Origin of the sequence: Paraburkholderia phosphatilytica, assembly GCF_003443895.1 — a bacterium.
In the GTDB taxonomy this organism is placed as follows: Bacteria; Pseudomonadota; Gammaproteobacteria; order Burkholderiales; family Burkholderiaceae; genus Paraburkholderia; species Paraburkholderia phosphatilytica.
In genome coordinates this window covers 16,294-43,290 of the sequence record NZ_QQOA01000040.1, presented here as the reverse complement: position 1 = coordinate 43,290, position 26,997 = coordinate 16,294, and the positions used below count along the sequence as shown (strand labels likewise).

Annotated in this window: 20 protein-coding genes and 1 pseudogene; 14 read left to right on the top strand and 7 right to left on the bottom strand. The window is 64.8% G+C overall.

The annotated features are described in order from the left end of the window. Nucleotides 1-19 precede the first annotated feature (19 nt). Together DVS29_RS29770 and ccsB are read left to right on the top strand one after the other, a co-directional pair. Nucleotides 20-2,254 (top strand): cytochrome c biogenesis protein ResB, encoded by a 2,235-nt coding sequence (locus tag DVS29_RS29770; RefSeq protein WP_118184124.1) that lies wholly within the window; start codon nucleotides 20-22, stop codon nucleotides 2,252-2,254. Between the two features lie 4 nt (nucleotides 2,255-2,258). Beyond that, on the top strand, nucleotides 2,259-3,476 hold the full coding sequence (gene ccsB, locus DVS29_RS29765) for a c-type cytochrome biogenesis protein CcsB (protein ID WP_118184123.1): 1,218 nt from the start codon (nucleotides 2,259-2,261) through the stop codon (nucleotides 3,474-3,476). 82 nt (nucleotides 3,477-3,558) lie between these two features. Here the strand turns inward: ccsB and lysA are convergent, their stop codons facing one another. Both lysA and lptM read right to left on the bottom strand, forming a co-directional pair. After that, the gene (gene lysA, locus DVS29_RS29760) at nucleotides 3,559-4,821 is read right to left on the bottom strand and encodes a diaminopimelate decarboxylase (RefSeq protein ID WP_118184122.1); all 1,263 of its coding nucleotides are present in this window, start codon (nucleotides 4,819-4,821) and stop codon (nucleotides 3,559-3,561) included. A gap of 27 nt (nucleotides 4,822-4,848) precedes the next feature. Beyond that, nucleotides 4,849-5,163: an LPS translocon maturation chaperone LptM gene (gene lptM / locus DVS29_RS29755; RefSeq protein WP_118184121.1), complete on the bottom strand. Its 315-nt coding sequence runs from the start codon at nucleotides 5,161-5,163 to the stop codon at nucleotides 4,849-4,851. 36 nt (nucleotides 5,164-5,199) lie between these two features. On the opposite strand from lptM, the gene cyaY reads away from it, so the two are divergent. Beyond that, nucleotides 5,200-5,517: an iron donor protein CyaY gene (cyaY, locus tag DVS29_RS29750; protein WP_118184120.1), complete on the top strand. Its 318-nt coding sequence runs from the start codon at nucleotides 5,200-5,202 to the stop codon at nucleotides 5,515-5,517. Between the two features lie 12 nt (nucleotides 5,518-5,529). Here the strand turns inward: cyaY and DVS29_RS29745 are convergent, their stop codons facing one another. Then, nucleotides 5,530-7,935, bottom strand: coding sequence for a penicillin-binding protein 1A (locus tag DVS29_RS29745; RefSeq protein WP_118184119.1), 2,406 nt, complete (start codon nucleotides 7,933-7,935; stop codon nucleotides 5,530-5,532). A gap of 221 nt (nucleotides 7,936-8,156) precedes the next feature. On the opposite strand from DVS29_RS29745, the gene DVS29_RS29740 reads away from it, so the two are divergent. From DVS29_RS29740 to ugpQ, 6 genes and pseudogenes are all read left to right on the top strand, one after another. Then, entirely contained in the window at nucleotides 8,157-8,489 is a 333-nt protein-coding gene (locus DVS29_RS29740) for a hypothetical protein (protein WP_124800732.1), read from the top strand. Nucleotides 8,490-8,822: 333 nt separating this feature from the next. After that, nucleotides 8,823-9,311: pseudogene (locus DVS29_RS29735) on the top strand (type IV pilus secretin PilQ); the annotation flags it as partial. A 106-nt stretch (nucleotides 9,312-9,417) separates the two neighbouring features. Further along, a complete protein-coding gene (aroK, locus tag DVS29_RS29730) occupies nucleotides 9,418-9,969 on the top strand; it encodes a shikimate kinase AroK (protein ID WP_118184117.1) in 552 nt (183 codons plus the stop codon). Between the two features lie 7 nt (nucleotides 9,970-9,976). After that, complete coding sequence (gene aroB / locus DVS29_RS29725) at nucleotides 9,977-11,056, top strand: 3-dehydroquinate synthase (protein ID WP_118184116.1); 1,080 nt, start codon at nucleotides 9,977-9,979, stop codon at nucleotides 11,054-11,056. A gap of 115 nt (nucleotides 11,057-11,171) precedes the next feature. Continuing rightward, complete coding sequence (locus tag DVS29_RS29720; RefSeq protein WP_118184152.1) at nucleotides 11,172-12,326, top strand: deoxyguanosinetriphosphate triphosphohydrolase; 1,155 nt, start codon at nucleotides 11,172-11,174, stop codon at nucleotides 12,324-12,326. A 120-nt stretch (nucleotides 12,327-12,446) separates the two neighbouring features. Continuing rightward, complete coding sequence (gene ugpQ / locus DVS29_RS29715; protein WP_118184115.1) at nucleotides 12,447-13,205, top strand: glycerophosphodiester phosphodiesterase; 759 nt, start codon at nucleotides 12,447-12,449, stop codon at nucleotides 13,203-13,205. A 157-nt stretch (nucleotides 13,206-13,362) separates the two neighbouring features. Here the strand turns inward: ugpQ and DVS29_RS29710 are convergent, their stop codons facing one another. After that, entirely contained in the window at nucleotides 13,363-13,740 is a 378-nt protein-coding gene (locus tag DVS29_RS29710) for an ElaB/YgaM/YqjD family protein (RefSeq protein WP_118184151.1), read from the bottom strand. Between the two features lie 328 nt (nucleotides 13,741-14,068). Then, the gene (locus DVS29_RS29705; protein WP_118184114.1) at nucleotides 14,069-14,800 is read right to left on the bottom strand and encodes an OmpW/AlkL family protein; all 732 of its coding nucleotides are present in this window, start codon (nucleotides 14,798-14,800) and stop codon (nucleotides 14,069-14,071) included. A 187-nt stretch (nucleotides 14,801-14,987) separates the two neighbouring features. Here DVS29_RS29705 and DVS29_RS29700 point away from each other — a divergent pair, with 187 nt between their 5' ends. The 4 genes from DVS29_RS29700 (at nucleotide 14,988) to thpR (ending at nucleotide 23,052) form a co-directional block, all read left to right on the top strand. After that, nucleotides 14,988-15,698 (top strand): transposase, encoded by a 711-nt coding sequence (locus DVS29_RS29700; RefSeq protein ID WP_118184113.1) that lies wholly within the window; start codon nucleotides 14,988-14,990, stop codon nucleotides 15,696-15,698. 300 nt (nucleotides 15,699-15,998) lie between these two features. Further along, a complete protein-coding gene (locus DVS29_RS29695; RefSeq protein WP_118184112.1) occupies nucleotides 15,999-20,702 on the top strand; it encodes a glutamate synthase-related protein in 4,704 nt (1,567 codons plus the stop codon). Nucleotides 20,703-20,807: 105 nt separating this feature from the next. Continuing rightward, the gene (locus tag DVS29_RS29690; protein ID WP_118184111.1) at nucleotides 20,808-22,274 is read left to right on the top strand and encodes a glutamate synthase subunit beta; all 1,467 of its coding nucleotides are present in this window, start codon (nucleotides 20,808-20,810) and stop codon (nucleotides 22,272-22,274) included. A 235-nt stretch (nucleotides 22,275-22,509) separates the two neighbouring features. Next, nucleotides 22,510-23,052, top strand: a complete 543-nt coding sequence (gene thpR / locus DVS29_RS29685; protein ID WP_118184110.1) for an RNA 2',3'-cyclic phosphodiesterase — start codon at nucleotides 22,510-22,512, stop codon at nucleotides 23,050-23,052. Here thpR and DVS29_RS29680 read toward each other — a convergent pair. Together DVS29_RS29680 and DVS29_RS29675 are read right to left on the bottom strand one after the other, a co-directional pair. Further along, on the bottom strand, nucleotides 23,043-24,326 hold the full coding sequence (locus DVS29_RS29680) for a D-amino acid dehydrogenase (RefSeq protein WP_240655843.1): 1,284 nt from the start codon (nucleotides 24,324-24,326) through the stop codon (nucleotides 23,043-23,045). The genes thpR and DVS29_RS29680 overlap by 10 nt on opposite strands. A 13-nt stretch (nucleotides 24,327-24,339) precedes the next feature. Next, complete coding sequence (locus DVS29_RS29675) at nucleotides 24,340-25,602, bottom strand: MFS transporter (protein WP_118184108.1); 1,263 nt, start codon at nucleotides 25,600-25,602, stop codon at nucleotides 24,340-24,342. Between the two features lie 329 nt (nucleotides 25,603-25,931). Between DVS29_RS29675 and DVS29_RS29670 the strand changes: the two genes are divergently transcribed. Further along, entirely contained in the window at nucleotides 25,932-26,900 is a 969-nt protein-coding gene (locus tag DVS29_RS29670; RefSeq protein ID WP_240655842.1) for a tyrosine-protein phosphatase, read from the top strand. The last annotated feature ends 97 nt before the right edge of the window (nucleotides 26,901-26,997 follow it).

The window sequence follows — 26,997 nt, the reverse complement described above, 5'->3', positions numbered from 1 at the left end:
CTGTTGAGCTGGAGTTTGAATGAGCGTCACCACGTCGGGTTTGCAAGTGAAGTCGCGGCAGCGGGCCGTGCGTTCCTCCATCGAGCTGCTGAGTTCGATGCGCTTCGCGATCGCGCTGCTCGTGATCCTCGCCATCGCGAGCATCATCGGCACCGTGCTCACGCAGGACGACCCGTACCCGAACTACGTCAACCAGTTCGGCCCGTTCTGGGCCGACATCTTCCGCTCGCTGAGTCTCTACACGGTGTACAGCGCGTGGTGGTTCATGCTGATCCTCGGCTTTCTGATGGTGTCGGTGTCGCTGTGCGTGATCCGCAACGCGCCGAAGATGATCGCCGACATGCGCAGCTGGAAAGACAAGGTCCGCGAAGGCAGCCTGCGCGCGTTCCACCACAAGGGTGAGTTCCACGTCGGCATAGGGCGCGCACAGACCGCGACCACGCTGTCGAAGCTCACCGGCAAGCTCGGCTATCGCCTGATCGTGCGCGAGACCGACAGCGGCGCGACGCTGATCTCCGCCAAGCGCGGCGCGCTGACGAAGCTCGGCTACATCTTCGCGCACCTCGCGATCGTCGTGATCTGCATCGGCGGGCTGCTCGACAGCAACCTGCCGGTCCGCCTGCAGATGTGGCTCTTCAACAAGTCGCCGATCAGCACGAACACGGTCATCAACGAGATTCCGCCGGAGCATCGGCTGTCGTCGTCGAATCCGACCTTTCGCGGCTACGCGTGGGTGCCCGAAGGGCAGCATGTGTCCACGGCAATCCTGAACCAGCCGAACGGCTCGCTGATCCAGGACCTGCCGTTTTCGATCCAGCTCAACAAGTTCATCGTCGACTACTACTCGACCGGCATGCCGAAGCTCTTCGCGAGCGACATCGTCGTGATCGATCACAAGACGGGCGAGCGCGTGCCGGCGCGGGTCGAGGTGAACAAGCCGTTCGAATACGACGGCGTGTCGATCTACCAGTCGAGCTTCCAGGACGGCGGCTCGCAGATGCGCATGACCGCGTGGCCGATGACCGGCGCCACCACGACGACGACACCCTTTGATGGCACGATCGGCAACTCGGCGGCGTTGCCGTCCACGGTGCCCGGCGCGGACGGCCAGACCATCGAGTTCGCGGATTTCCGCGCGATCAATGTCGAAAACATCCAGAACGGCAATGGCCAGATCGACGCGCGCGGCGTTGCGCACCAGACGCTCAAGGAAGAGTTCGACGAGCGGCTCGGGTCGGGCGCGAAGAGCGCGAAGCCGCTCGATCTGCACAACGTCGGGCCGTCGGTGCAGTACAAGGTACGCGACCGTGCCGGCCAGGCGCGCGAGTACAACAACTACATGCTGCCGGTCGACGTGAATGGCGAGCGCGTATTCCTCGCCGGCATGCGCGCGAATCCGGACGATCCTTTCCGCTACCTGCGCATCCCTGCGGACACCGGCGGCACCGTGAAGGACTGGATGAACCTGCGCGCGGCGCTCGAGAACCCGACGATGCGCGCGGAAGCCGCACGTCGCTTCGCCGACCGCTCCGTTCCCGACTCGAACCACGATCTGCAGCAGCATCTGCAGGATAGCGCGCTGCGGGTGCTGACCCTGTTTGCGGGCGAGGATCCGCAGGTGTCCGCCGAGGCGAACGGGCAGAAACTCGGCGGCTTCCAGGCCGTGGCGACGTTCATCGACCGTTCGGTGCCGAAGGATCAGCAGGAGAAGGCCGCCGGGCTGCTGCTGCGCATGCTGGAGGGCGCCACGTGGGACCTGTGGCAGATCTCCCGCGAACACGCGGGCGAGGCCGACCTGAAGCCCGATGCGACTGCCACGCGCTTCGTGCAGAGCGCGATCAACGCGCTTTCCGACAGTTTTCTGTATGGTTCGCCGGTCTACCTGTCACTGGATTCATTCACGCAGGTCCAGGCTTCGGTATTTCAGTTGACGCGCGCACCTGGAAAGAAAGTCGTGTATCTTGGCAGCCTGCTCCTCGTGCTCGGCATCTTCTCGATGTTCTACGTGCGCGAACGGCGCCTGTGGTTCTGGCTCAAGGATGACGGTCACGGCACGAACGTCGTGATGGCGATGTCGACGGCACGCAGAACGCTCGACTTCGAAAGGGAATTCGCCCGGACGCGCGACACGGTCGCGGCAACTCTGGGCGTCCATCCAGCCGATGGGACCAGCGCGGTGACCAATGGGGCAACCGACGCGACCGGCCCCGCCGGCGCACCGAACCCTGACGGCACACACGATTCGACCCGGTAAGATCATGGACTTGACGCAAGTAGCTTCCCCTTCCGCTCCCCGTCCGCAAAAGGCGCAGGTGTCACCGGGCGCGCCCGCCACGCTTCCGCCCATGGTGTTCGACGACCGGCCGTTCCTGAAGCGGCTCGGCGTGTTCGACTGGCTCTTCGCGCTGGCGATGGTAGCGGGCGCCGGATTCGCGCTGTCGCGCTATCACGGCTTCATGAATTACTACGACAAGCTGGTGCTGTCGTGCGCGGTGCCGGCGTTCATCGTGCTGGGCTGGCGCTGGAAGCCGGCGCGTCTCCTGATCGCGGGTATCGCGGTCGTGTCGCTGCTGGCCATCCAGATCTATCACGGCGATTTGACCCGAGCGGACAACGCGTTCTTCCTCAAGTACTTCCTGTCGAGTCAGTCCGCGATCCTGTGGATGAGTGCGCTCTTCGTGCTCGCCACCGTGTTCTACTGGATCGGCATGCTGTCGCGCTCGGCCACGGGCGGCGCGATCGGCACCACGCTGACGTGGGGCGCCGTGCTGATGGGCTTCGTCGGCATGATGGTGCGCTGGTACGAGTCGTACCTGATCGGCGCGGACGTCGGCCATATTCCAATCTCGAACCTGTACGAAGTGTTCGTGCTGTTCAGCCTCATCACGGCGCTGTTCTATCTGTACTACGAGAAGCACTACAACACGCGTTCGCTCGGCGCATTCGTGCTGCTCGTGATCAGCGCAGCGGTCGGCTTCCTGATGTGGTATTCGATCTCGCGCGACGCGCAGCAGATCCAGCCGCTCGTGCCGGCGCTGCAAAGCTGGTGGATGAAGATCCACGTGCCGGCGAATTTCATCGGCTACGGCAGCTTCGCGCTGTCGGCGATGGTGGGCGTCGCGCATATCGTGAAAGAGCGCGGCATGCTGGTCGACCGCCTGCCTGCGCTGGAGGTGCTCGACGACCTGATGTACAAGTCGATCGCGGTCGGCTTCGCGTTCTTCACCATTGCGACCATTCTCGGGGCGCTGTGGGCCGCGCAGGCATGGGGCGGCTACTGGAGCTGGGACCCGAAGGAAACGTGGGCGCTGATCGTGTGGCTCAATTACGCGGCCTGGCTGCACATGCGGCTGATGAAGGGCCTGCGCGGTTCTGTCGCGGCGTGGTGGGCGCTGACGGGCCTGCTCGTGACCACGTTCGCTTTCCTCGGTGTGAACATGTTCCTGTCGGGGCTGCACAGCTACGGCAAGCTGTAAGCGATACGGCGCTCAGGGCGCAAGGAAAAACGGCTGACTGCTTCGAGGCAGTCAGCCGTTTTTTTATCTTTGTGCCAAGCGATCAATCCGGCAAGACCGATTCGCCAGCGAACAATTGCGCGATCTCTTCGCGTGCGCGCACCAGATGCACGTCGTTGCCGTCGACCATCACCTCGGCCGCACGCGGGCGCGAGTTGTAGTTCGAGCTCATCGCGAAGCCATATGCGCCGGCCGAGTGAATCGCCAGCAGATCCGCCGGCTCGACGGCGAGCGTACGTTCGCGGCCGAGCCAGTCGCCGCTTTCGCACACCGGGCCGACGACGTCGTACACCTCGGCCGGTACGTCGCGCTGTACGACGGGCTCGATGCGATGGAACGCCTGGTACATGGCCGGACGCGCAAGGTCGTTCATCGCCGCGTCGACGATCGCGAAATTCTTGCCGGAGCCCGGCTTCAGATATTCGACCTTCGTGAGCAGCATGCCCGCGTTGCCGACGAGCGACCGACCCGGCTCGAAATACACTTCGCGGTGACCATGACCGCGCGCGTCGATCCGGTCGAGCAGGGTACGCACGAACTCGCCGATATCCGGCGGCGTCTCGTCGTCGTAGCGGATGCCGAGACCACCGCCCACGTCGATGTGATGGATCTTCACGCCGTCCGCTTCGATCTGCTCGACGAGCTCGAGCAGTTTGTCCAGCGCATCGAGATACGGCGCCGTCTCGGTGATCTGCGAGCCGATGTGGCAGTCGATGCCGATCACGTCGAGATGCGACATCGCCGCGGCGGCGCGATAGGTGTCGCGCGCATCTTCAAACGCGATGCCGAACTTGTTCGACCTGAGGCCGGTGGAGATGTACGGATGCGTCTTCGCATCGACGTCCGGATTCACGCGCAGCGAGACCGGCGCCTTGCGGCCGATCGATGCGGCAACCTCGTTCAGACGGGCCAGCTCCGGGATCGACTCGACGTTGAAGCACTTCACGCCTTCGACGAGCGCGGTACGCATTTCGTCCGCGCTCTTGCCGACGCCCGAGAACACCACGTTTTCCGCCTTGCCGCCAGCCGCGAGCACGCGCGCCAGCTCGCCGCCGGATACGATGTCGAAGCCGGCGCCGAGACGCGCGAACACGTTGAGCACGGCGAGGTTGCTGTTCGCTTTCACCGCGACGTGCACCGATGCGCGACGACCCTGGCACGCGTCGGCGTACGCATGCCATGCGCTCGTGAGCGCGGCGCGCGAGTAGACGAAGAGTGGCGTGCCGAACTGGCGCGCGAGCGAAACGGCGGAGACACCTTCGACGTGCAACACACCGTCGACGTAGGCGAATGCGGGCTGTGTCATGCTAGAAGTACAGGCAGTGCGAAAAGCTTATTGATTGGGAGCGGTGTCGGATGCCGGCACCGACGAAGCAGGCGCGTCGTGCAGATCGGATTCAGGCGACAGCGACAGCGGCGTACCCGAAGTATCCGGCACCAAGCCGTTTTCTGCCGCCGACGCAGCTTTTGCCGCGGATGCGCCTTGAGCATCGGAGGCAGCCGAGTCGGTCTGGAAGTCCGGTTTTGCCGGCAGCGGTGGGACCGTTGGCAGGTAGAGTCCGCCGCGTTGACCGCAGCCCGACAGCGCGCCAGCCGTGACGATGGTCAAAGCCGCTACAATCGCGCTCATCCTGGAAACGACCCGCATGACAGTCCCTGAGTGATTAAACCGCTGGAGTTTAGCATGACCGACAGTGAATACCTGAGGCTCGCGGAGGCCGTTCTGACGGCTGTGGAACAAGGCGTCGACGAGGCCGAAGCCGACATCGAACTCGAGCGTTCGGGCAATGTGCTGACCCTCGAATTCGCCAATCGTTCGAAGATCATCGTGAACCTGCAACCGCCGATGCACGAGATCTGGATTGCCGCGAAAGCGGGTGGCTTCCACTTCCGTTACGTCGATGACGAATGGCGCGATACTCGCAGCGGCGCCGAGTTTTTCTCGGCGCTGTCCGACTACGCGACCCAGCAGGCCGGCGAGCCCGTGACGTTCGAAGCGTGAGCCCGGCGGGCCTCAGTGCCCGCGGAACAGGTTCATGATGTCCTGCTTCTCCTGCTCGTTGACCTGTTCCGGCGCCGGCGCCGCGCCCGATGCGTCGCTCGCATTCCCCGCGAGCTGCGCCTCGCTCACGCCGACCGTCGCGACGAAGCCGTTGCCCGGCGTGAAGTCGTCGAAGTACAGTTCGTCGCCGATCGTCGTCACGCCGCCCGGCATCGGCATCCGGTACTCGGGCACGCCCTTGAGCGCGGTCGCCATGTAGTCGATCCAGACCGGCAGCGCGAGTCCGCCCCCCGTCTCCTTGTCGCCGAGACTGCGCGGATTGTCGTAGCCGATCCACGCGACCGCCGCGAGCGTGTGCTGATAGCCGGCGAACCAGGCGTCGCGCGAATCGTTCGTGGTGCCGGTCTTGCCTGCCAGATCGGTCCGCTTCAGCACGTTCGACTTTGCACCCGTGCCGCGTTGCGCGACGCTTTGCAACAGGCTGTTCATCACGTAAGCGTTGCGCGCCGTGATCGCCATCGGTGCGTTCTGCCCGGCAACGAGCGGCTGCGCGCGCGCAACCACCATCCCGCGCGGATCGGTCACCTCCGCGATCAGATACGGATTCACGCGGTAGCCGCCGTTCGCGAACACCGAGATCGCCCCCGCCATCTGCAGCGGCGTGACGAGCCCGGCACCGAGCGCCATCGGCAGATACGCCGGATGACGGTCCGCATCGAAACCGAAGTGCGTGATGTACTGCTGCGCGTATTTCGGTCCGATGTGACTGAGGATGCGGATCGATACGAGGTTCTTCGACTTCTGCAGCGCCGTGCGCATGGTCATCGGGCCATCGAAGCCGCCGCCGTAGTTCTTCGGCTCCCACGCCTGACCACCCGTCTCGGCCGCGCTGAAGAAGAGTGGCGCGTCGTTGATGATCGTGGCCGGCCCGAGGCCTTTTTCCAGCGACGCCGAGTAGATGAACGGCTTGAAGCTCGAGCCCGGCTGCCGCCACGCCTGGGTGACGTGGTTGTACTTGTTCTTGTTGAAATCGAAGCCGCCGACGAGCGCCCGGATCGCGCCGTCCTGCGGCGTGATCGCGATGAACGCGCCTTCCACCTGCGGCAACTGCGTGATCGACCAGTTGCCGTCATCGCCGCGCACCACACGGATGATCGCGCCTGGCCGGATGCGCTGGTTCGGCTGCGCGCGGGCACTGAGCGCGTAAGTTGCGTACCGCAGCCCGTCGCCCTTGACCGTGAGCGTATTGCCGTCGATGAAGGTGGCCTGCACCTGCTTCTGCGTGGCCGACGTGACGACCGCCGCGATGATCTCGCCGTTGTCCGGGTGCTCGAGCAGCGCGTCGTCGATCGCCTGTTCGCGATCGTCGGGATCGGTGGGCAGGTCGATGAACGCTTCGGGGCCGCGGTAGCCATGCCGCCGCTCGTAATCCAGCAGGCCCTTGCGTAATGCGTGGTACGCATTCTCCTGATCGGCCGAATCGATCGTTGTGACGACGTTGAGCCCACGCGTATAGGCTTCTTCGTGGTACTGCGCATACATCATCTGCCGCACCATCTCGGCGACGTACTCAGCGTGCACGCTGAATTCCTTGCCCGATCCCTTGACGACGAGCGGCTGCTTTACCGCGTCGTCGTACTGCTGCTGGGTGATGAAGTGCAGTTCGAGCATGCGTTCGAGGATGTACTCCTGCCGCACCTTCGCGCGCTTCGGGTTGACGACCGGGTTGTACGCGGACGGCGCCTTCGGCAGACCCGCGAGCATTGCGGCCTCGGCGAGCGTGATGTCCTTCAGGTCCTTGCCGAAGTACACGCGGGCCGCGCTCGCGAAGCCATACGCACGCTGGCCGAGATAGATCTGATTCATGTACACCTCGAGAATCTGATCCTTCGTCAGCTTCGATTCGATCTTGTACGCGAGCAGCATCTCGTAGATCTTGCGCGTGTACGTCTTCTCGCTCGACAGAAAGAAGTTGCGCGCCACCTGCATCGTGATCGTGCTGGCGCCCTGCGTGGCGTGGCCGTTCGTCAGCGCAACGAAGCCCGCGCGCGCGATGCCCGTCAGGTCCACGCCGCCGTGGTCATAGAAGCGGGCATCTTCGATGGCGAGAATCGCTTTCTTCAGGTAGTCCGGCACGTCCTGGATGCGCACGATATCGCGGCGTTCCTCGCCGAATTCACCGATCAGCACGTGATCGGCCGTGTAGATGCGCAGCGGCACCTTCGGCTGGTAGTCGGTCAGCGCGTCGAGCGACGGCAGGTTCGGTGTCGCGACCACGAGCGCATAGCCGAGCACGAGCGCGGCGCTCGCGATGCCGGCCACGAAGAGGCCCGCGAGCCCCAGCAGCAGCTTGAGCCACCACGGACGCCTGCGTTTCTGCGGCGCGGGTGGCGTGGACGTTGGAGTTGGAGATTGCATAGGGATACCGGAAAAACAGACCCGCGATTATAGCGGCGGGCATCTCAAGCTTTCGACACGCTTACCGCTGGCGGCTCCTGATGAGTTCGCTCCACGATCGCTGAAACGGTTCGCTGCACGCCGCGCGAGAGACCGCGACCAGGACCTCTCGCGACGGATCTACTGTAGCCGCTTTGCCCTCCTCCCGACCATGCGGCGCGAAACGTCGGCCATTTGGCCGAGTGGGCGCATCGGGCCAGGATTCGCACAATTTCCCCTCAGCGACCGAGTCGTTCGGCGCACATCTGGAGGGAAGCGTCATGGCGTTCAGAAAGTCGTTGCTGCCGGCGCTCAACCGCTTCGCAGCGGGTATCGATGTCAGTCCGTTTGCGATCAGGCTCGTGGTGGTCAGTCAGCGGTTGGTCGCGCACTTGGAGCACGGGCAAAGTGTCGAGGAAATAGCGCGCGGCCAGTGGCCCGGTGACGAACGACTCGTTCGCGTTGGCGATGCCGATGTCCCGCTCGAAGCGAACGGCAGCGTGCGGACGCCAGGTTTCGCGAAGGCGGCGACGTGATGTGGCCGCTCGTGTGCCGAACTGCGCTCCTCAGCGCGCTGCTCATGGCAAACGTGGGTCGCGCATCGTTGCCACCGTTACCGGACACGATGCCGTACGAGGACGGTGGGGTCGGCTATGGCGATCCGCCGCTGCCGGTGCGGATGGCAGGCGCAACCGGCAATCCGTTGCTCGCCGACGGCGACGCGGAAGCGATGGCGGACGGTGCGTATGACGACAACCCGGCACCCACGCTCGCAGGCGAGGACCCGGACGATCGCGAACCGACTCGACGCGTGTCGCGCACCGCACGCAATACAACGGCGCGCAACGCCCGCACCGATCGAGCAGAGGTCGCACGAAGCGGAAGGGCACGGCAAGACTGTCTCGAGCCCGCGCGTCGTCACAGCGGAACGGATCAAGGCGATCGTCGGGCAGGGGCAGGAGCTGCCGTACCAGGCGAAGGTCGGGCAGGGCGTGTCCGGCGTCCAGTTCCGCCGCGCGAGCCTGAAACTGGAGGTCGAGCCGCAGGTGACGCCCACCGGACGGGTCGTGCTGGACCTCGATGTGGCCAAGGACAGCGCGGGCGAGGAGACCGCCGCGGAGCCCGCGATCATCACCAGACACGTGCGCACCCGGGTCGAAGTCGAGGACGGCGGAACCGTGTCGATCGGCGGAATTTATGCCAGCGATGACCGGGATGATGTGACGGAGGTGCCGCTCCTGGGCAAAATACCGGTTTTGGGCGGACTTTTCCGGCATCGCGCGCCCCGCAGGCAGCGCAGCGAACTGGTGATCTTCATCACGCCGCGGGTGGTGGCAAGCGAGCTGACGGATGGCTGAACTCCATCGGCGGCTGCCGGAACCCGGCCGGATCCAGTCTCGACAATACGGCGGCTTTGCCAGTAAGCTGCCGCACGAACTTACCGGATTGACCAGAGGAAAACCGTTGCAAGCGCGGGACGCACACGCCAATGTATTTTTCGTAGGGCTCATGGGGGCAGGCAAAACCACCGTGGGCCGGGCGGTCGCGCGCCGGCTGGAACGCCCGTTCTTCGATTCGGACCACGAAATCGAGCAGCGCACCGGCGCGCGCGTGTCGACCATCTTCGAACTCGAGGGCGAAGCGGGCTTTCGGGATCGCGAAGCTCAGGTGATCGACGAACTGACGGGCCGCGACCGCATCGTGCTCGCTACGGGCGGCGGCGCCGTGCTGCGCCCCGAGAATCGTGATGTGCTGTGTAGCCGCGGGCTTGTCGTCTATCTGCGCGCGAATCCGCACGACCTGTGGCTGCGCACGCGGCGCGACAAGAACCGTCCGCTCCTGCAGACCGACGACCCGAAAGCGCGCCTCGAAGCCCTCTACGAGGTGCGCGATCCGCTGTATCGAGGGTGCGCGGATTTCGTCATCGAAACCGGGCGCCCATCGGTGAACGGGCTCGTCAACATGGTGCTGATGCAGCTCGAGATGGCCGGTGTCGTCAAACATCCTGCGTCATAATGCAAGCATGATTACCGTCAACGTTGAACTGGGCGAGCGCGCCTATCCCATCCATATCGGTGCCGATCTGATCAGTCAGACGGCACTGTTCGCTCCGCATATCGCGGGGAGTTCGGTCACGATCGTCACCAACACCACGGTGGATCCGCTCTACGGCGACGCGCTGCGCAGTGCGCTGGCGCCGCTCGGCAAGCAGGTATCGACGGTGGTGCTGCCCGACGGCGAGGCGCACAAGACCTGGCAGACGCTGAACCTGATCTTCGACGCGCTGCTCGGATCGCGCGCGGATCGCAAGACCACGTTGATCGCGCTCGGCGGCGGCGTGATCGGCGACATGACGGGCTTCGCCGCCGCGTGCTACATGCGCGGCGTGCCGTTCATCCAGGTGCCGACCACGCTGCTGTCGCAGGTCGATTCGTCGGTGGGCGGCAAGACCGGCATCAATCACCCGCTCGGCAAGAACATGATCGGCGCGTTCTACCAGCCGCAGGCGGTGATCGCGGACATCGGCGCGCTGCGCACGCTGCCGCCGCGCGAACTCGCCGCGGGCATCGCCGAGGTCATCAAGACCGGTGCGATCGCGGACGCCGCGTTCTTCGACTGGATCGAGGCGAACATCGCCGCGCTGAACGCCTGCGAACCGGCGGCGCTCGCGGAAGCCGTCAAGCGCTCGTGCGAGATCAAGGCGTCGGTGGTTGCGCAGGACGAGCGTGAGGGCGGACTGCGGGCCATCCTCAACTTCGGCCATACCTTCGGTCACGCGATCGAAGCCGGTCTCGGCTACGGCGAGTGGCTGCATGGCGAGGCGGTCGGCTGCGGGATGGTGATGGCCGCGGATCTGTCGGTGCGGCTCGGCCATCTCGACGAAGCATCGCGCGAACGGATCGTCGCGGTGGTGAAGGCCGCGCATCTGCCGGAGCGTGGGCCGGATCTCGGCGCGTCGCGCTACGTCGATCTGATGCAGGTCGACAAGAAGGCCGAGGGCGGCGCGATCAAGTTCATCCTGCTGAAGCGTTTCGGCGAAACACTGATCACGCGCGCGCCTGACGAAGCCGTGCAGGCGACGCTCGCGGCCACCACGGTCTGATGCCACGCGGGTGACTTCCGCCTGCCTCCCGCCGCGGGCAAGCGCATCGAGCACGGAGGGTACGGTGAACGAAAGCTGCAGCGACACGACGACCGGGCCGGCCGCGCAGCCCTCAATGGTTGTCGCGGTCCCAACCATCGCGGCGCTGGAAGCGCATCTTGCGCCGTACGCGGCACACTCGCTGCAGTCGCGCGGCCGGCGGCATGCGGAACCGCCGCCGAGCGCGCGCACGGAATTCCAGCGCGATCGCGACCGCATCGTGCACTCCACCGCGTTCAGGCGGCTCGAATACAAGACGCAGGTCTTCGTCAATCACGAGGGCGACCTGTTTCGCACGCGTCTCACGCATAGCCTCGAGGTTGCGCAGATCGCCCGTTCGGTCGCGCGTAACCTGCGCGTGAACGAAGATCTCGTCGAAGCGATTTCGCTCGCGCACGATCTCGGCCATACGCCGTTCGGCCATGCAGGCCAGGACGCGCTGAACGAATGCATGCGCGACCACGGCGGTTTCGAGCACAATCTGCAGAGCCTCGCGGTGGTCGACGACCTCGAAGAACACTACGGCGGCTTCAACGGGCTCAACCTCTGTTTCGAGACCCGCGAAGGCATCCTCAAGCACTGCTCGCGCGACAACGCGCGGCGGCTCGGCGAACTGGGCGAGCGTTTCCTGCGTGGTCAGCAGCCGTCGATCGAGGCGCAGATCGCCAACGTCGCCGATGAAATCGCATACAACAATCACGACGTGGACGATGGTCTGCGCTCGGGCCTGATCACGATCGAGCAGCTCGCCGCGGTGGAACTGTGGCAGACGCACTACGAAGCCGCACGCCACGAGCATCCGCAGATCGAAGGCCGACGCATCGTGCATGAAACCGTCCGGCGCATCATCAATACACTGATTGTCGATCTGATCGCCGAGACCACGCGCAATCTCATCCGCTACGCGCCGTCATCGCTCGATGAAGTGCGCGCGGCGCCGCCGATCGTGGCTCACAGTCAGGCGGTGGCCGAGCAGGCCCAGGCGCTCAAGCGCTTTCTCTTTCGCAGCCTGTATCGTCACTACCGCGTGATGCGGATGGCAAACAAGGCGCGCCGCGTGGTGATCGGCCTCTTCGATGCGTTCACCGACGATCCACGTCTGTTGCCGCCGGCCTATCAGTCGGGCGACGCCGGATTGCAGCCGCGACTCATCGCGCATTACATCGCGGGTATGACGGACCGGTACGCGCTGAAGGAGTACCAGCGTCTCTTCGTGATCGACGACAATTGAGTTTCGCGCCGCGGCGGGTTGCGTAGCGTTGCGTAGACATCGAAGCGTCGGAGCGAGGGCGGAAGCTGGCCGGTGCAGCGTACCGCGCGGCACATCACAACATCACTACTTCAAACGACTATGACTGGACCGTTGAACTCATGGCCGTATCCGCGCGTCGTCGCGCATCGTGGCGGCGGCACGCTCGCTCCCGAGAACACGCTGGCCGGTATCGAGACCGGCGCGGGGCTCGGGTTGAAGATGGTCGAATTCGACGCGAAGCTGTCTTCCGACAACGTCGTGTTCCTGCTGCACGACGACACCGTCGACCGCACGTCCGACGGTTTCGGCGAAGCGGCCACGATGCCGTATGCGATTCTTTCGAGCCTCGATGCGGGCAAATGGCGCAGCCCGCGTTTCGCCGGCGAACGGATGCCGACGCTCGAGCAGGTCGCGAAGCGATGCATCGCGCTGGGGCTTGCGGCGAACGTCGAGATCAAACCGTGTCCGGGGCGTGACGTCGAAACGGGAAAGCTCGTCGCCGCTGAAGCCGAACGGCTGTGGAGCGGGCAGCAGATCGCGCCGCTGCTGTCGTCGTTCTCGTACGATGCGCTGGCCGCGGCGCGCGACGCGGCACCTGACCTGCCGCGCGGCATGCTCTATGAAGCGGTGCCTGCCAACTGGCGCGAGCAGACTTCGGCCCTGGGCTGCGTGTCGCTGCATGCCGACCACAACCGTCTGTCGGAAGCGCTCGTTGCGCAGATCAGGGCCGCAGGGCTGCATATGCTCGTCTATACGGTCAACGACCCACAGCGCGCGAGGCAGCTCGCGCAGTGGGGCGTCGATGCGATCTGCACGGATCGCATCGACCTCATCGGTGCGAGCTTCTTCGACGCTTGATCGCGCGGCACCGGCGTGATCACGCTGTGTACCGAAAGCGATGCCGGGCGAACGAAGCCCCAGCACCGCGTTCGGCAGACAGCCACTCCGCCGGGCGCAGCACAGCCGGAGTAGAACCGGCGCGAATGGCTTTCGCGCGTTTCAGCGCATCCCTTCTTCAGCGCATGCGCGAGAGCAGCAGACCCGCCACCAGGGCCACGCCACCCACCACGGCCAGCGTCTGCCATGGGTTTTCGCGTACGTAGTCGTCGGCGCCGTTGAAGGCGTCGGTCGCGCGGGCGCGCATCGCGCTGCGCGTATCGTTCAGCCGCTCGCGCGCGACATCGAGACGTTTGCGCAGCTGGTCGCGCAACGCGACGGCATCGGCCTGCGTGCCGTCCGACAGCGTCTCGTCGAGTTCGCTCATCAGCGAACGCAGTTCCGAGGCGATATCTTCCGCGGCGTGACGGCCATGGCGAGCCATGCGGCGTGCACGGCGTCCCGTCGTGGTCCAGGATTCTCCGAGGGCATCTCGCGTATTCGGTAGTGCGGTCATGATCGCTCCGTGGATGTTGGTTGAAAGCACCCGCGTATCGAGGCGGGAAATCCAGCACGACGCAACTTCGATGCCTGCATCACGCGTTGTTTCCTCATGCTTGCGATGATCGACGCGGCTGTGCGCGAAGCGTTGCCACGCCTTGCTTTGCGCACGATGCCAGCACAAATTACATCGCAAAGCGCCGCGCGCTGGTCAACATTACAAAGCGGTCCGCGCTCGCACACACGCTGCTGACAGGCATAAAATCGAAAGCGCCGCCGTGCGAAGAACTGCACGGCGGCGCTCGATAGACTGCTACAGCTTCGATGTTTTGCCTAAGCTAGACCTAGAAGACGTAGCCGATCTTGATGAAGGTGACGATCGGGTTCAGCCTGATCTTCGCCTCCGACTGTACGTTCAACGTGCCCACTGGTGTGGTGGCGTTGGTCGACAGATGCGCGGTTACGCTGAGCGGAATGTACGACACCGAGGCGCCGGCGAACCAGTGCTTGGTGATCGCGTAGTTGAAGCCGAGATTAAATACCGGTGCCCAGGAACGATCCGTGGATACGCTGGTCGGACCATGCAGAACGCCGGATTCGAACTGCGAATTGGTGATCTGCGCGTCGGTGAACCACACGTAGGTCACACCGAGTCCGGCATAAGGCCTGAAGGTTGCGGCAGGGTCACGGAAGTAGTACTTGAAGAGCAGCGCGGGACTCCACTGACGTGCGGTACCCAGTGTGCCGTACGGCGTGAGAGTGCCGGTGCCTTCGAGGTCAAACTTGGGCGGCAACCCGAGTTCGGCTTCAGCGGCGATGTGATCGGTGATGAAGTAGCCGGCACTGAAGCCGAGGGTATCGGAGTTATCGATGCCCGCGCCGGTGCCTGCCTGATACTGGTTGACGGGTGTGCCACCAACGCTCAGAAGTTTCAGCGGATCACTGCTGTCCTGAGGGGAGAAATGGAACCAGCCCGTGCTGAGATAGATACTGCCGGCCGATTGCGCGTGAGCTGTCGTCATCGTTATGCCGAGCAGCGCCGCCACGCACCCCAAGGTGGCCTGTTTTAATTTCATATGTGCTCCTCCAATAAAGGCCCGCTCATTATGAACACAACGTTTGAAACAGACCATATGCGCCGGTTAGAACATTTTCCCTAGGGGTGCAATGTTTTCCGGCTTTGCCGCGCCGCGCGGAATGCCAGCGCTGGCGCGGGTTTCGGACCTTCGGGTATTCACCAACGCGACTTTTGGATAACCCAGCATGGCACGGCTAGCACGTCTCTATGTTCCCGACCAGCCGCAGCACGTGATCCTGCGCGGCCTCTCCCAGCAGCCCGCTTTCGTCGACGAGCAGGACTATGAACTGTTCATCGACTGTCTGAAGGCGGCATCACGCGATCATCATCTGGGCATTCATGCGTATGTGCTGATGCCGGGCGCGGTACAGCTGCTCGTCACACCCACCGACGAATCGAGCCTGCCGAAGGCGATGCAGGCCGTCGGCCGCCGCTACGTGGCGCATTTCAATCGTCGCTACGCGCGGCGCGGCACGCTGTGGGAGGGCCGCTATCGCGCGACCGTGATCGAGGGCGAGCGCTACTTCCTGCTGGCGAGCCGCGTGGTCGAACTGAGCCCGACGCGCAACCAGCTCGTGTCGGTGCCCGAGGACTACCGCTGGTCGAGCTACCGGCATCACATCGGTCTCACGCTGGATAGCCTCATCACGGACCATCCGCTCTACTGGTCGCTCGGCAACACGCCGTTCGAGCGTCAGCGCGCCTATCGCGAGCTGTGCGAGCAGCCGCTCGACGAGCGCGAGGCCAATCAGCTGCAGCAGGCCACGCTGAAGGGTTGGGTGCTCGGCGGCGAATCGTACCGGGAATGGGCGGCGCGGGCGGCCAACCGGCGCGTGTCGCCGCTGCCGCGCGGGCGGCCCCGCAAGGTCCGCAGCGAGACCCCGCAGACCCAGTAAGTCTTTCGCTTCAACGGTTTGCAATCGAAACGGCATCTGCGCATGCCGTTTTCTTTTGCACCGATTTGATATGACACCATTAAAAGTGACGCGTCGTGCACCACATTGATAATAGGGGCTCGATCATCACGTTTTGTTTGCTATTTCATTGATTCGTCGCGTATATTCCGAATTCCACCGCTCCGGCGTCTCGCCCGGAGCGTCGCGGCCCGCCAGGAGGAGACGCATTCCAGGCAGGCCGCGGGCGACAAAGAACAACGGTTCAACGGCCGCTTAAGGCCCCTCACAGACGGTGTCCCCATGAACGACCATCAGCTGCCTGCTTCTCAGCTCCCCGCCGCGCAGGGTCTGTACGACCCGCAGAACGAGCACGACGCCTGCGGCGTCGGCTTCGTCGCGCACATCAAGGGCAAGAAGAGCCACGAGATCATCCTGCAGGGCCTGAAGATCCTGGAGAATCTCGACCACCGGGGCGCCGTCGGCGCCGACCCGCTGATGGGCGACGGCGCGGGCATCCTGATCCAGATTCCGGACGGCTTTTACCGCGAAGAAATGGCCAAGCAGGGCGTGACGCTGCCGCCCGCGGGCGAATACGGCGTCGGGATGATCTTCCTGCCGAAGGAACACGCGTCGCGTCTCGCGTGCGAACAGGAACTGGAGCGCACGGTCAAGGCCGAAGGCCAGGTCGTGCTCGGCTGGCGCGACGTGCCGGTCGACCACACGATGCCCATTTCGCCCACGGTGAAGGCGAGCGAGCCGCTGATCCGCCAGATCTTCATCGGCCGCGGCAAGGACATCATGGTGACCGACGCGCTCGAGCGGAAGCTGTACGTGATCCGCAAGACCGCGAGCCACCGCATCCAGGCGCTGAAGCTGAAGCACGGCAAGGAATACTTCGTGCCGTCGATGTCGGCGCGCACGGTGGTCTACAAGGGCCTGCTGCTTGCAGGCCAGGTCGGCGTGTACTACCGCGACCTGCAGGACGAGCGCAGCGTCTCGGCGCTGGCACTGGTGCACCAGCGCTTCTCGACCAACACGTTCCCGGCGTGGGAGCTCGCGCACCCGTACCGGATGATCGCCCACAACGGCGAAATCAACACGGTGAAGGGCAACGTCAACTGGCTGAACGCACGTACCGGCGCAATCGCGTCGCACGTGCTCGGCGACGACCTGCCGAAGCTGTGGCCGCTGATCTACCCGGGCCAGTCCGATACCGCATCGTTCGACAACTGCCTCGAGCTGCTCGTGATGGCGGGCTATCCGCTCGTCCACGCGGTGATGATGATGATTCCGGAAGCGTGGGAACAGCACACGCTGATGGACGACAACCGTCGCGCGTTCTACGAGTACCACGCCGCGATGATGGAGCCGTGGGACGGCCCCGCGGCGATCGCGTTCACCGACGGCCGTCAGATCGGCGCGACGCTCGACCGTAACGGCCTGCGTCCGGCGCGCTACATCATTACCGACGACGACCTCGTGATCATGGCGTCGGAAGCGGGCGTGCTGCCTATTCCGGAGTCGAAGATCGTCAAGAAGTGGCGTCTGCAGCCGGGCAAGATGTTCCTGATCGACATGGAGCACGGCCGCATCATCGACGACAAGGAGCTGAAGGACAACCTCGCGAACGCGAAGCCGTACAAGAGCTGGATCGACGCGGTGCGCATCAAGCTCGACGAGATCGAGCCGAAGGCGGAAGACGTCGCGATGGAGCGCCGCGAGGCGGCCGCGCTGCTCGACCGTCAGCAGGCGTTCGGCTATACGCAGGAAGACCTCAAGTTCCTGATGGCGCCGATGGCGCAGGCGGGCGAGGAAGCGGTCGGCTCGATGGGCAACGACTCGCCGCTCGCCGTCATGTCGAACAAGAACAAGACGCTGTACCACTACTTCAAGCAGCTGTTCGCGCAGGTGACGAACCCGCCGATCGACCCGATCCGCGAAAACATGGTGATGTCGCTCGTGTCGTTCATCGGCCCGAAGCCGAACCTGCTCGACACGAACAACATCAACCCGCCGATGCGTCTCGAAGTGTCGCAGCCGGTGCTCGACTTCAAGGACATCGCGAAGATCCGCGAGATCGATCAGTACACGGGCGGCAAGTTCAGCTCGTACGAGCTGAACATCTGCTATCCGGCCGCATGGGCGAAGGAAGGCATCGAAGCGCGCCTCGCGTCGCTGTGCGCGGAAGCCGTGGATGCGGTCAAGTCCGGCTACAACATCCTGATCGTGTCGGACCGCAAGACGGACCGCGACAACGTCGCGATCCCGGCGCTGCTCGCTACGTCCGCGATCCACAACCATCTCGTGCAGCAGGGTCTGCGCACGAGCACGGGTCTCGTCGTCGAAACGGGCTCCGCGCGTGAGACGCACCACTTCGCGCTGCTCGCAGGCTACGGCGCGGAAGCCGTGCACCCGTACCTCGCGATGGAAACGCTCGCGCAGCTCGCAGCCGGCCTGAAGGGCGATCTGTCGGTCGACAAGGCGATCTACAACTTCACGAAGGCAGTCGGCAAGGGCCTGCAGAAGGTCATGTCGAAGATGGGCATTTCGACCTACATGTCGTACACCGGCGCGCAGATCTTCGAAGCGGTCGGTCTGGCCGAAGATCTCGTGTCGAAGTACTTCAAGGGCACGGCGTCGAAGGTGGGCGGCATCGGTCTGTTCGAAGTGGCCGAGGAAGCGATTCGTCTGCATCGCGAAGCATTCGGCGACAACCCGGTGCTCGCGTCGATGCTCGACGCCGGCGGCGAATACGCGTACCGCGTACGCGGCGAAGACCACATGTGGACGCCGGACGCGATCGCGAAGCTGCAGCACTCGGCGCGCAGCAATTCGTACCAGACGTACAAGGAATACGCGCATCTGATCAACGATCAGACGAAGCGTCACATGACGTTCCGTGGCCTCTTCGAGTTCAAGGTCGACCCGACCCGTGCGATCCCGCTCGAGCAGGTGGAGCCGGCGAAGGACATCGTCAGGCGTTTCGCGACGGGCGCGATGTCGCTCGGTTCGATCAGCACCGAAGCGCACGCCACGCTCGCCGTCGCGATGAACCGCATCGGCGGCAAGTCGAACACGGGTGAGGGCGGCGAAGACGAGAACCGCTATCGCAATGAACTGCGCGGCATTCCGATCAAGAACGGCGACACGATGAAGTCCGTGATCGGCGACGAAGTCGTGACCGACATTCCGCTGAAAGACGGCGATTCGCTGCGCTCGAAGATCAAGCAGGTCGCGTCGGGCCGCTTCGGCGTGACGGCGCAGTATCTCGCGTCGGCGGACCAGATCCAGATCAAGATGGCGCAGGGCGCGAAGCCGGGCGAAGGCGGTCAACTGCCGGGTCACAAGGTGTCCGAGTACATCGGCAAGCTGCGTTATTCGGTGCCGGGTGTCGGCCTGATCTCGCCGCCGCCGCACCACGACATCTATTCGATCGAAGACCTCGCGCAGCTGATTCACGATCTGAAGAACGTGAACCCGGCGTCGAGCATCTCGGTGAAGCTCGTGTCGGAAGTGGGCGTGGGCACGGTCGCTGCGGGCGTCGCGAAGGCGAAGGCCGATCACGTCGTGATCGCGGGCCACGACGGCGGCACCGGCGCGTCGCCGCTGTCGTCGATCAAGCACGCGGGCACGCCGTGGGAACTGGGCCTTGCCGAAACGCAGCAGACGCTGGTGCTGAACCGCCTGCGCGGCCGTATCCGCGTGCAGGCCGACGGCCAGATGAAGACCGGCCGCGACGTCGCGATCGGCGCGCTGCTCGGCGCGGATGAATTCGGCTTCGCGACGGCGCCGCTCGTCGTCGAAGGCTGCATCATGATGCGCAAGTGCCATCTGAACACGTGCCCGGTCGGCGTCGCGACGCAGGACCCGGTGCTGCGCGCGAAATTCCAGGGCCAGCCGGAACACGTCGTGAACTTCTTCTTCTTCATCGCCGAAGAAGTGCGCGAAATCATGGCGCAACTGGGCATCCGCAAGTTCGACGACCTGATCGGCCGTTCGGATCTGCTCGACATGAAGAAGGGCGTCGAGCACTGGAAGGCGAAGGGTCTCGACTTCTCGCGCGTGTTCTATCAGCCGGGCGTTGCGGCCGACGTGGCGCGCCTGCACGTCGAAACGCAGGATCACGGCCTCGACCGCGCGCTCGATCACACGCTGATCGAGAAGGCGAGCGACGCGATCGAGAACGGCGAGCACGTATCGTTCATCCAGCCGGTGCGCAACGTGAACCGCACGGTCGGCGCGATGCTGTCCGGCATGGTCGCGAAGAAGTACGGCCACGACGGTCTGCCCGACGACACGATCCACATCCAGCTGAAGGGCACGGCCGGCCAGAGCTTCGGCGCGTTCCTCGCGAAGGGCATCACGCTGGATCTCGTCGGCGATGGCAACGACTACGTCGGCAAGGGTCTGTCGGGTGGCCGCATCATCATCCGTCCCACCAACGATTTCCGCGGCAAGTCCGAGGAAAACATCATCTGCGGCAACACGGTGATGTACGGCGCGATCGAAGGCGAGTCGTTCCTGCGCGGTGTGGCGGGCGAGCGCTTCTGCGTGCGTAACTCGGGCGCGACGGCGGTCGTCGAAGGCACGGGCGATCACGGCTGCGAATACATGACGGGCGGCACGGTGGTGGTGCTCGGCGAAACGGGCCGCAACTTCGCGGCCGGCATGTCCGGCGGCATCGCGTACGTGTACGACCCGGACAACACGTTCGCCGGCAAGTGCAACAAGTCGATGGTCGCGCTCGAACCGGTGCTGCAGTCGGCCGAGCAGGAGCGCACAGTGCCGGAAGCGCTGTGGCACACCGGCCAGACCGACGAAGCGCTGCTGAAGGGCCTCATCGAGCGGCACTTCCAGTTCACCGGCTCGCCGCGTGCGAAGGCGCTGCTCGAAAACTGGGATGCGGCGCGCCGCCAGTTCGTGAAGGTCTTCCCGACCGAATACAAGCGCGCGCTCGGTGAAATCGGTGCGAAGAAGGCGAACAAGGAAGTGCTCGCCGCCTGACCGACACCGCGCAACCCGCACATAGACGATACGACGACGCATCCGCCGCCCGCGCGCGGCGGATGCGGACTCCCCACCGAATCAGATCAGATAGACGGAAACCACATGGGCAAGGCAACCGGTTTTCTCGAGTTCGAACGTCGCCACGAGACGTACGAGGCTCCGCTCACGCGTGTGAAGCACTACAAGGAATTCGTGTCGGCACTCGCCGACGACGAAGCGAAAATCCAGGGCGCACGTTGCATGGATTGCGGCATCCCGTTCTGCAACAACGGCTGCCCGGTCAACAACATCATTCCGGACTTCAACGACCTCGTGTTCCATCAAGACTGGAAGAACGCGATCGAAGTCCTGCATTCCACCAACAACTTCCCCGAGTTCACGGGCCGCATCTGCCCGGCGCCGTGCGAAGCGGCGTGCACGCTCGGCATCAACGACGACCCGGTCGGCATCAAGTCGATCGAGCACGCGATCATCGACAAGGCGTGGGCCGAAGGCTGGGTCGCACCGCAGCCGCCGAAGCACAAGACCGGCAAGAAGGTCGCCGTCGTCGGTTCGGGTCCCGCGGGTCTCGCCGTCGCGCAGCAGCTCGCGCGCGCGGGCCATGACGTGACCGTGTTCGAGAAGAACGATCGCATCGGTGGACTGCTGCGTTACGGCATCCCCGACTTCAAGCTCGAGAAGTGGCTGATCGACCGCCGCATGCGCCAGATGGAAGCGGAAGGCGTGACGTTCCGCGCGAACGTGTTCATCGGCAAGGATCCGCTGCCGGTGCAGATCGGCAACACCGCAAAGGAAACCGTCACGCCGGACGAGCTCAAGGAGCAGTTCGACGCCGTCGTGCTGACGGGCGGCTCCGAAACGCCGCGCGATCTGCCGGTGCCGGGTCGAGAACTCGCGGGCATCCACTTCGCGATGGACTTCCTGCCGCAGCAGAACAAGGTCAACGCCGGCGACAAGGTCGCGGACCAGCTGCTCGCGAAGGGCAGGCACGTCGTCGTGATCGGCGGTGGAGATACGGGTTCGGACTGCGTCGGCACGTCGAACCGTCACGGCGCGAAGGATATCGCGCAGTTCGAGCTGTTGCCGCAGCCGCCGGAAGAAGAGAACAAGCCGCTCGTGTGGCCGTACTGGCCGATCAAGCTGCGCACATCGTCGTCGCACGAAGAAGGTTGCGACCGCGACTGGTCGGTGGCAACGAAGCGCTTCGAAGGCAAGAACGGCAAGGTCGAGAAGCTGATCGCGGCACGCGTCGAATGGAAGGACGGCAAGATGCAGGAAGTGCCGGGCTCCGAGTTCGAGCTGAAGGCCGATCTCGTGCTGCTCGCGATGGGCTTCACGCAGCCGGCTTCGCCGGTGCTCGAAGCGTTCGGCGTCGACAAGGATGCGCGCGGCAACGTGCGCGCGGCGACGGAAGGCGACAAGGCGTACTACACATCGGTCGACAAGGTCTTCACCGCGGGCGACATGCGCCGCGGCCAGTCGCTCGTCGTGTGGGCGATCCGCGAAGGCCGTCAGTGCGCGCGTTCGGTCGATGCATACCTGATGGGACATTCGGAACTGCCGCGCTGAGCATGAACCGCTGCCGGCCGTAGCGCACACATGTGCGGCCGCGGCAGGAAGATTGCAGGAAGAGGTGGAGACGAAGACAGGGCCGGGCATCCGCGAGGATGACCCGGCTTTTTCGCGTCCGCGGCTCCAATCCGGTCCAATCCGCCGCGCCAACAGCGTCGCTGACGCATCCACCTGTGCTTGCGCCAGCATCGCGTTACAGTGAGCGTTCCCGCATCCGGCGAGGACGTCACCGATGACCGAAGGCTGGCAACGCTGCTTCATCGCGCTCGTGCCCGACGACGCGTCGCGCGTCGCGCTCGCGGCGATACCGGCGCCCGAGATCGCTCGTCGTGTGCCGGAAGCCCAGCTGCATCTGACGGTCACGTTCATCGGCGCGCTGTCGGTGGAGCGCGGCAGCGCGCTCGTCGACGCCCTGCAGGAACAGACGATGTGCGTCGCGCCCGCGGCCATCACGCGAATCGCGCATTGGCCCAGCGCCGCTCATCCGAAGCTGACCGTCGCTGAACTCGCGATGTCCGACGACTTCACGTCGCTCGACTGGCGCATCCGTTCGCTGATGCTGGAACTCGGCTTGCCGGTGGATGCGCGCGCGTTTCGTCCGCACGTGACGCTTGCGCGGTTCGGCCGCGAGGCGCCGGCAGTCGAGCGGGTGTTTTTCACACCCGGGCAACTGCTTGTGCGATTCGAAGCGCTGGCGCTGTATTCGAGCACGCTCGCGCGCCGGGGAGCGCGCTACGAAGCGTTGATGACGATGCCGTTGGCGCCTCAGCGCTGAGAAGATCTCGAGCGCCCATATCGCGCAAGCGTCAACCCATCGAGATCGATCTCGGGTACACGCTGCGTGACGAGATCCGCGACCACGCGTCCCGAGCCCATCGACATCGCCCAGCCGGTCGAGCCATGTCCGACGTTGAGCCACAACCGGTCGACACCCGACGGGCCGAGCAGCGGCGCGCCATCCGGCGTCATCGGCCGATGTCCGACCCAGAACTGCGCGGACGAAGGCGCGGCCGCGTGCGGGAACCAGTCGTCGAGCACCTTCATCAGCGTCTGCAGTGCCTGCTCGCGCAAGGTCGCGCGGCGATCGCCGAGTTCCGCCGTACCCGCCACGCGCAGGTTCGGACCGAAGCGCGTGATCGCCGTCTTCAGCGACTCGTCCATCAACGCGGCCCGCGGCGCTTTTTCATCGTCGACCACCGCGAGCGTTGCCGAGTAGCCCTTCACCGGATAGAGCGGCACTTTCACGCCGAACGGCGCGAGCAATGCCGCGCTGTCGACACCCATCGCCACCACCACCGCACCGGCGGTCAACGTCTCCTTGCCGCTCGCGCTCTCCACGTACACGCCGCGGACCGCGCCGCGCTGCACGTCGAGCCCGGTCACGCGCGTGTCGAAGCGAAACCGCACGCCATGCGCTTCGCAATGCGCGCGCAGTTCGCGGGTGAAGCGCGCGCAGTCGCCGGCTTCGTCGTCGGGCAGATAGAGCCCGGACACCGGTTGCTGGCGCGCCCAGCGCAACCCCGGCTCGATCTGCGCGCATTCGGCGGCGCTCACTTCGCGATGCGCGATGCCCGCGTCGCGCAGCACCGCGAGCGCGGGCTGCGCGAACTCGACGTCGTACTCGCTGCGAAACAGCTGCAGGTAGCCATCGCTGCGCGCGTAGTCGAACGGATGCTGCGCGCGAAACGCATGCAGGCATTCGCGGCTGTAGTACGCGATGCGCTGCATCCGCTGCTTGTTCACGCGAAAGCGCTCGATGTCGCATTCGCGCAGCCATCGCGCGATCCAGCGCCACTGCGCGGCATCGAACGTCGGCCGGAAAATCAGCGGCGAAGCGGGCTTGAACAGGTACTTGAGGATCTTCGCGGGCATGCCCGGCGCGGCCCACGGCGTCACGTAGCCGGGCGCGATCACGCCCGCGTTGCCGAAGCTCGTCGCGAGCGCAACGTCCGGTTCGCGCTCGATCACCGTAACGTCGCAGCCGCACTCGCGCAGGTACCAGGCCGTGGCGACGCCGATCACGCCGGCGCCAAGGACGATCGTGTGCATGACGCGGCCGCCCTCAGGCAGACGGCGTAGCCGCTTCGACGAGCGACTTGCCCTTCGTTTCAGGCAGGCAGAGCGCCGACACGATCACGAGCAGGTAACCCGTGCCCGCGACGATGCCGATCGCCTTCACGAGCTCCGTGGTCTGCGACAGCGTGCCGACGAGGATCGGGAAGAACGAGCCGACGCCGCGCCCCAGGTTGTAGCAGAACCCCTGACCGGAACCGCGGATCGCGCCCGGGTACAGCTCCGACAGATACGCGCCGACGCCGGCGAAAATGCCCTGCACGACGATGCCGAGCGGGAAGCCGAGCAGCAGCATCGCGTGATCGGTGACGGGCAGCATCGTGTAGATCATGCCGAGCACGAACGAGCCCACCGCGAACAGGATGAACGACGCGCGCCGTCCGATGCGGTCCGACAGGATCGCGCCGATGATGTAGCCGCAGAACGAGCCGACGATCAGCACGACGAGATAGCCGCTCGTGTTGAACACCGACAGATGCCGCACGGTCTTGAGATAAGTGGGCAGCCACGTGGTGATTGCGTAGTAGCCGCCGAGCATGCCGGTGCAGAGCAGGCTGCCGAGAATCGTCGTCTTCAGATGCGGGAACGCGAAGATCTGCAGGAACTGAGCGCGCACATCGTCACTGGAACGCGCCGCGCGGGCCGTGATGAAGATTTCCGGATCGCTGACGTTGCGGCGGATATAGATGATCCACAGCGCGGGCACGAGGCCGATCCAGAAGCATGCGCGCCACGCGTACTGCTCGGGCAGCAGCGCGAAGAACGCCCAGTAGAGGATCGCAGCCGCGCCCCAGCCGAACGACCAGCTGCTCTGCACGGTGCCGACCGCCTTCGCGCGGTGCTGCGGCGAGCGGATGGTCTCCGCCATCATGATCGTCACGACCGACCATTCGCCGCCGAAGCCGATGCCTTGCAGCGTGCGCGTGGTCAGCAGTTGACCGAACGAATTCGTGAAGCCGGACAGGCAGGTGAACACCGCGAAGGTGGCGATGGTCCATTGCAGCACGCGCACCCGGCCGTAGCGGTCCGCGAGGATGCCGGCCAGCCAGCCGCCCGCTGCCGACGAGATCAGCGAACTCGTCGCGATCAGGCCGGCTTCGCTTTTCGTCATGCCCCAGCTCGCGATCAGCGTCGGGATCAGGAACGAGTAGATCATGAAGTCGAACGCATCGACCGCGTAACCGCCGAAACCCGCATACAGCGTACGGCGCTCGCGCGCGCTCAACTCGGTGAACCACTGGAACGATCCCATCGTGCGTTTTCCCCCGGTCGCTGGTGCCGGCCGGATCGGGTCCGCGCGGCATGAGTGGTCGGTATTTTACGGTGCGTTATACGAAGGCGAATAGTCAGCCAAAAATTGGGCTCTCGCGCGGCCTTGTGAGCCGAGTTCGCGCGGATGCGATCGAGCGCGACGGGCGAGTCCGAAAACTCCCCGCGTCTTGCTATCTCTTACACTGCGTTGCACGGTAATCGAATTTCCACTTGCAGCCGTTACACTGCTGCGCGTACCTGCATGCTGCCCCCGTTTGACCTTTTCGCTTCGCGTGTCCACATCGTGAAGCGCCTCATTCCGTGCCGTCCATGAATCCGATCGCGAAAGGCCGTTCCGCTTTGCCGGCGACGCCAGCCATGGCTGGCGCGTGGCGTCGCGATCCGCAACTTGCGTATGTGCCCGATCCGCGGCGCCGGTCGCTGCTGAAAGGCACGGCCGGCGTGCTGGCGCTGTCCGGCTTCGGCGGTGCGCTGCTGAGCGCGTGCGGCGGTTCGATCACAGCGAGCGATGGCAACGATACGCCGACGCCACGCATCGCATCGGTCGCGAACTTTCGCGACGTGGGCGGTGCGGCGGACGGCTATCCGACGGTCGACGGGTTGCGCGTGAAACGCGGCGTGTTCTACCGTTCGGATGCGTTGACGCTCTCCGACGCCGACAAGGCGGTCGTCAACGCGCTCAACATCGTGACGGTCTACGATCTGCGCACACCCGCCGACATCGCGCAGACCGCGGACGTCGTGCCGGTCGGCGCCGGCTACGTGACGATCAACGTGGAAGGCACGCCGCAGACCACTGTCACCACACCCTCCACGGCCGCCGAGGCCGTCGCAACGATGCAGGCCGAGTGGAGCGCGTTCGTGACGAGCGACGTCCGGCGTGCCGCGCTCGGCGCGGTGCTGTCGCAGCTGAACCAGACCACGGGCACGCAGCTCTTTCACAGCGGCACGCAGCTGGATATTGCGGGCTGGGTGGCGGCGCTGTTGCTGAGCATCGCGAATGCGCCGTTCGATGTGATCATGCAGGACTATCTGCTCACGAACGGCTACGCATCGGCGGAGATCAACGCGAGTCTCGCCGTGATCCGCGAGCAGCAGGGCGACGATGCGGCGAGCGCGCAGACACCGCTCTACCAGGCTCAGGAAAGCTATCTGCAGGCCGCATTCCAGCAGGTGCAGGCGAACTACGGCACCGTGAAGAACTACCTGACCACGGGTCTCGGCCTTGCCGACGCAACCGTCTCGCAGCTGCGTACGCGTCTCGTGCTGCAGGGCTGATCGCCTGCATCGGCACACCGCGCAACGTTCCCTTCCTCTCGTTCGATAAACAAACGCAGCCACAAAAAAAGCGGCCCGCTGCCGTGCCGGGCATGCG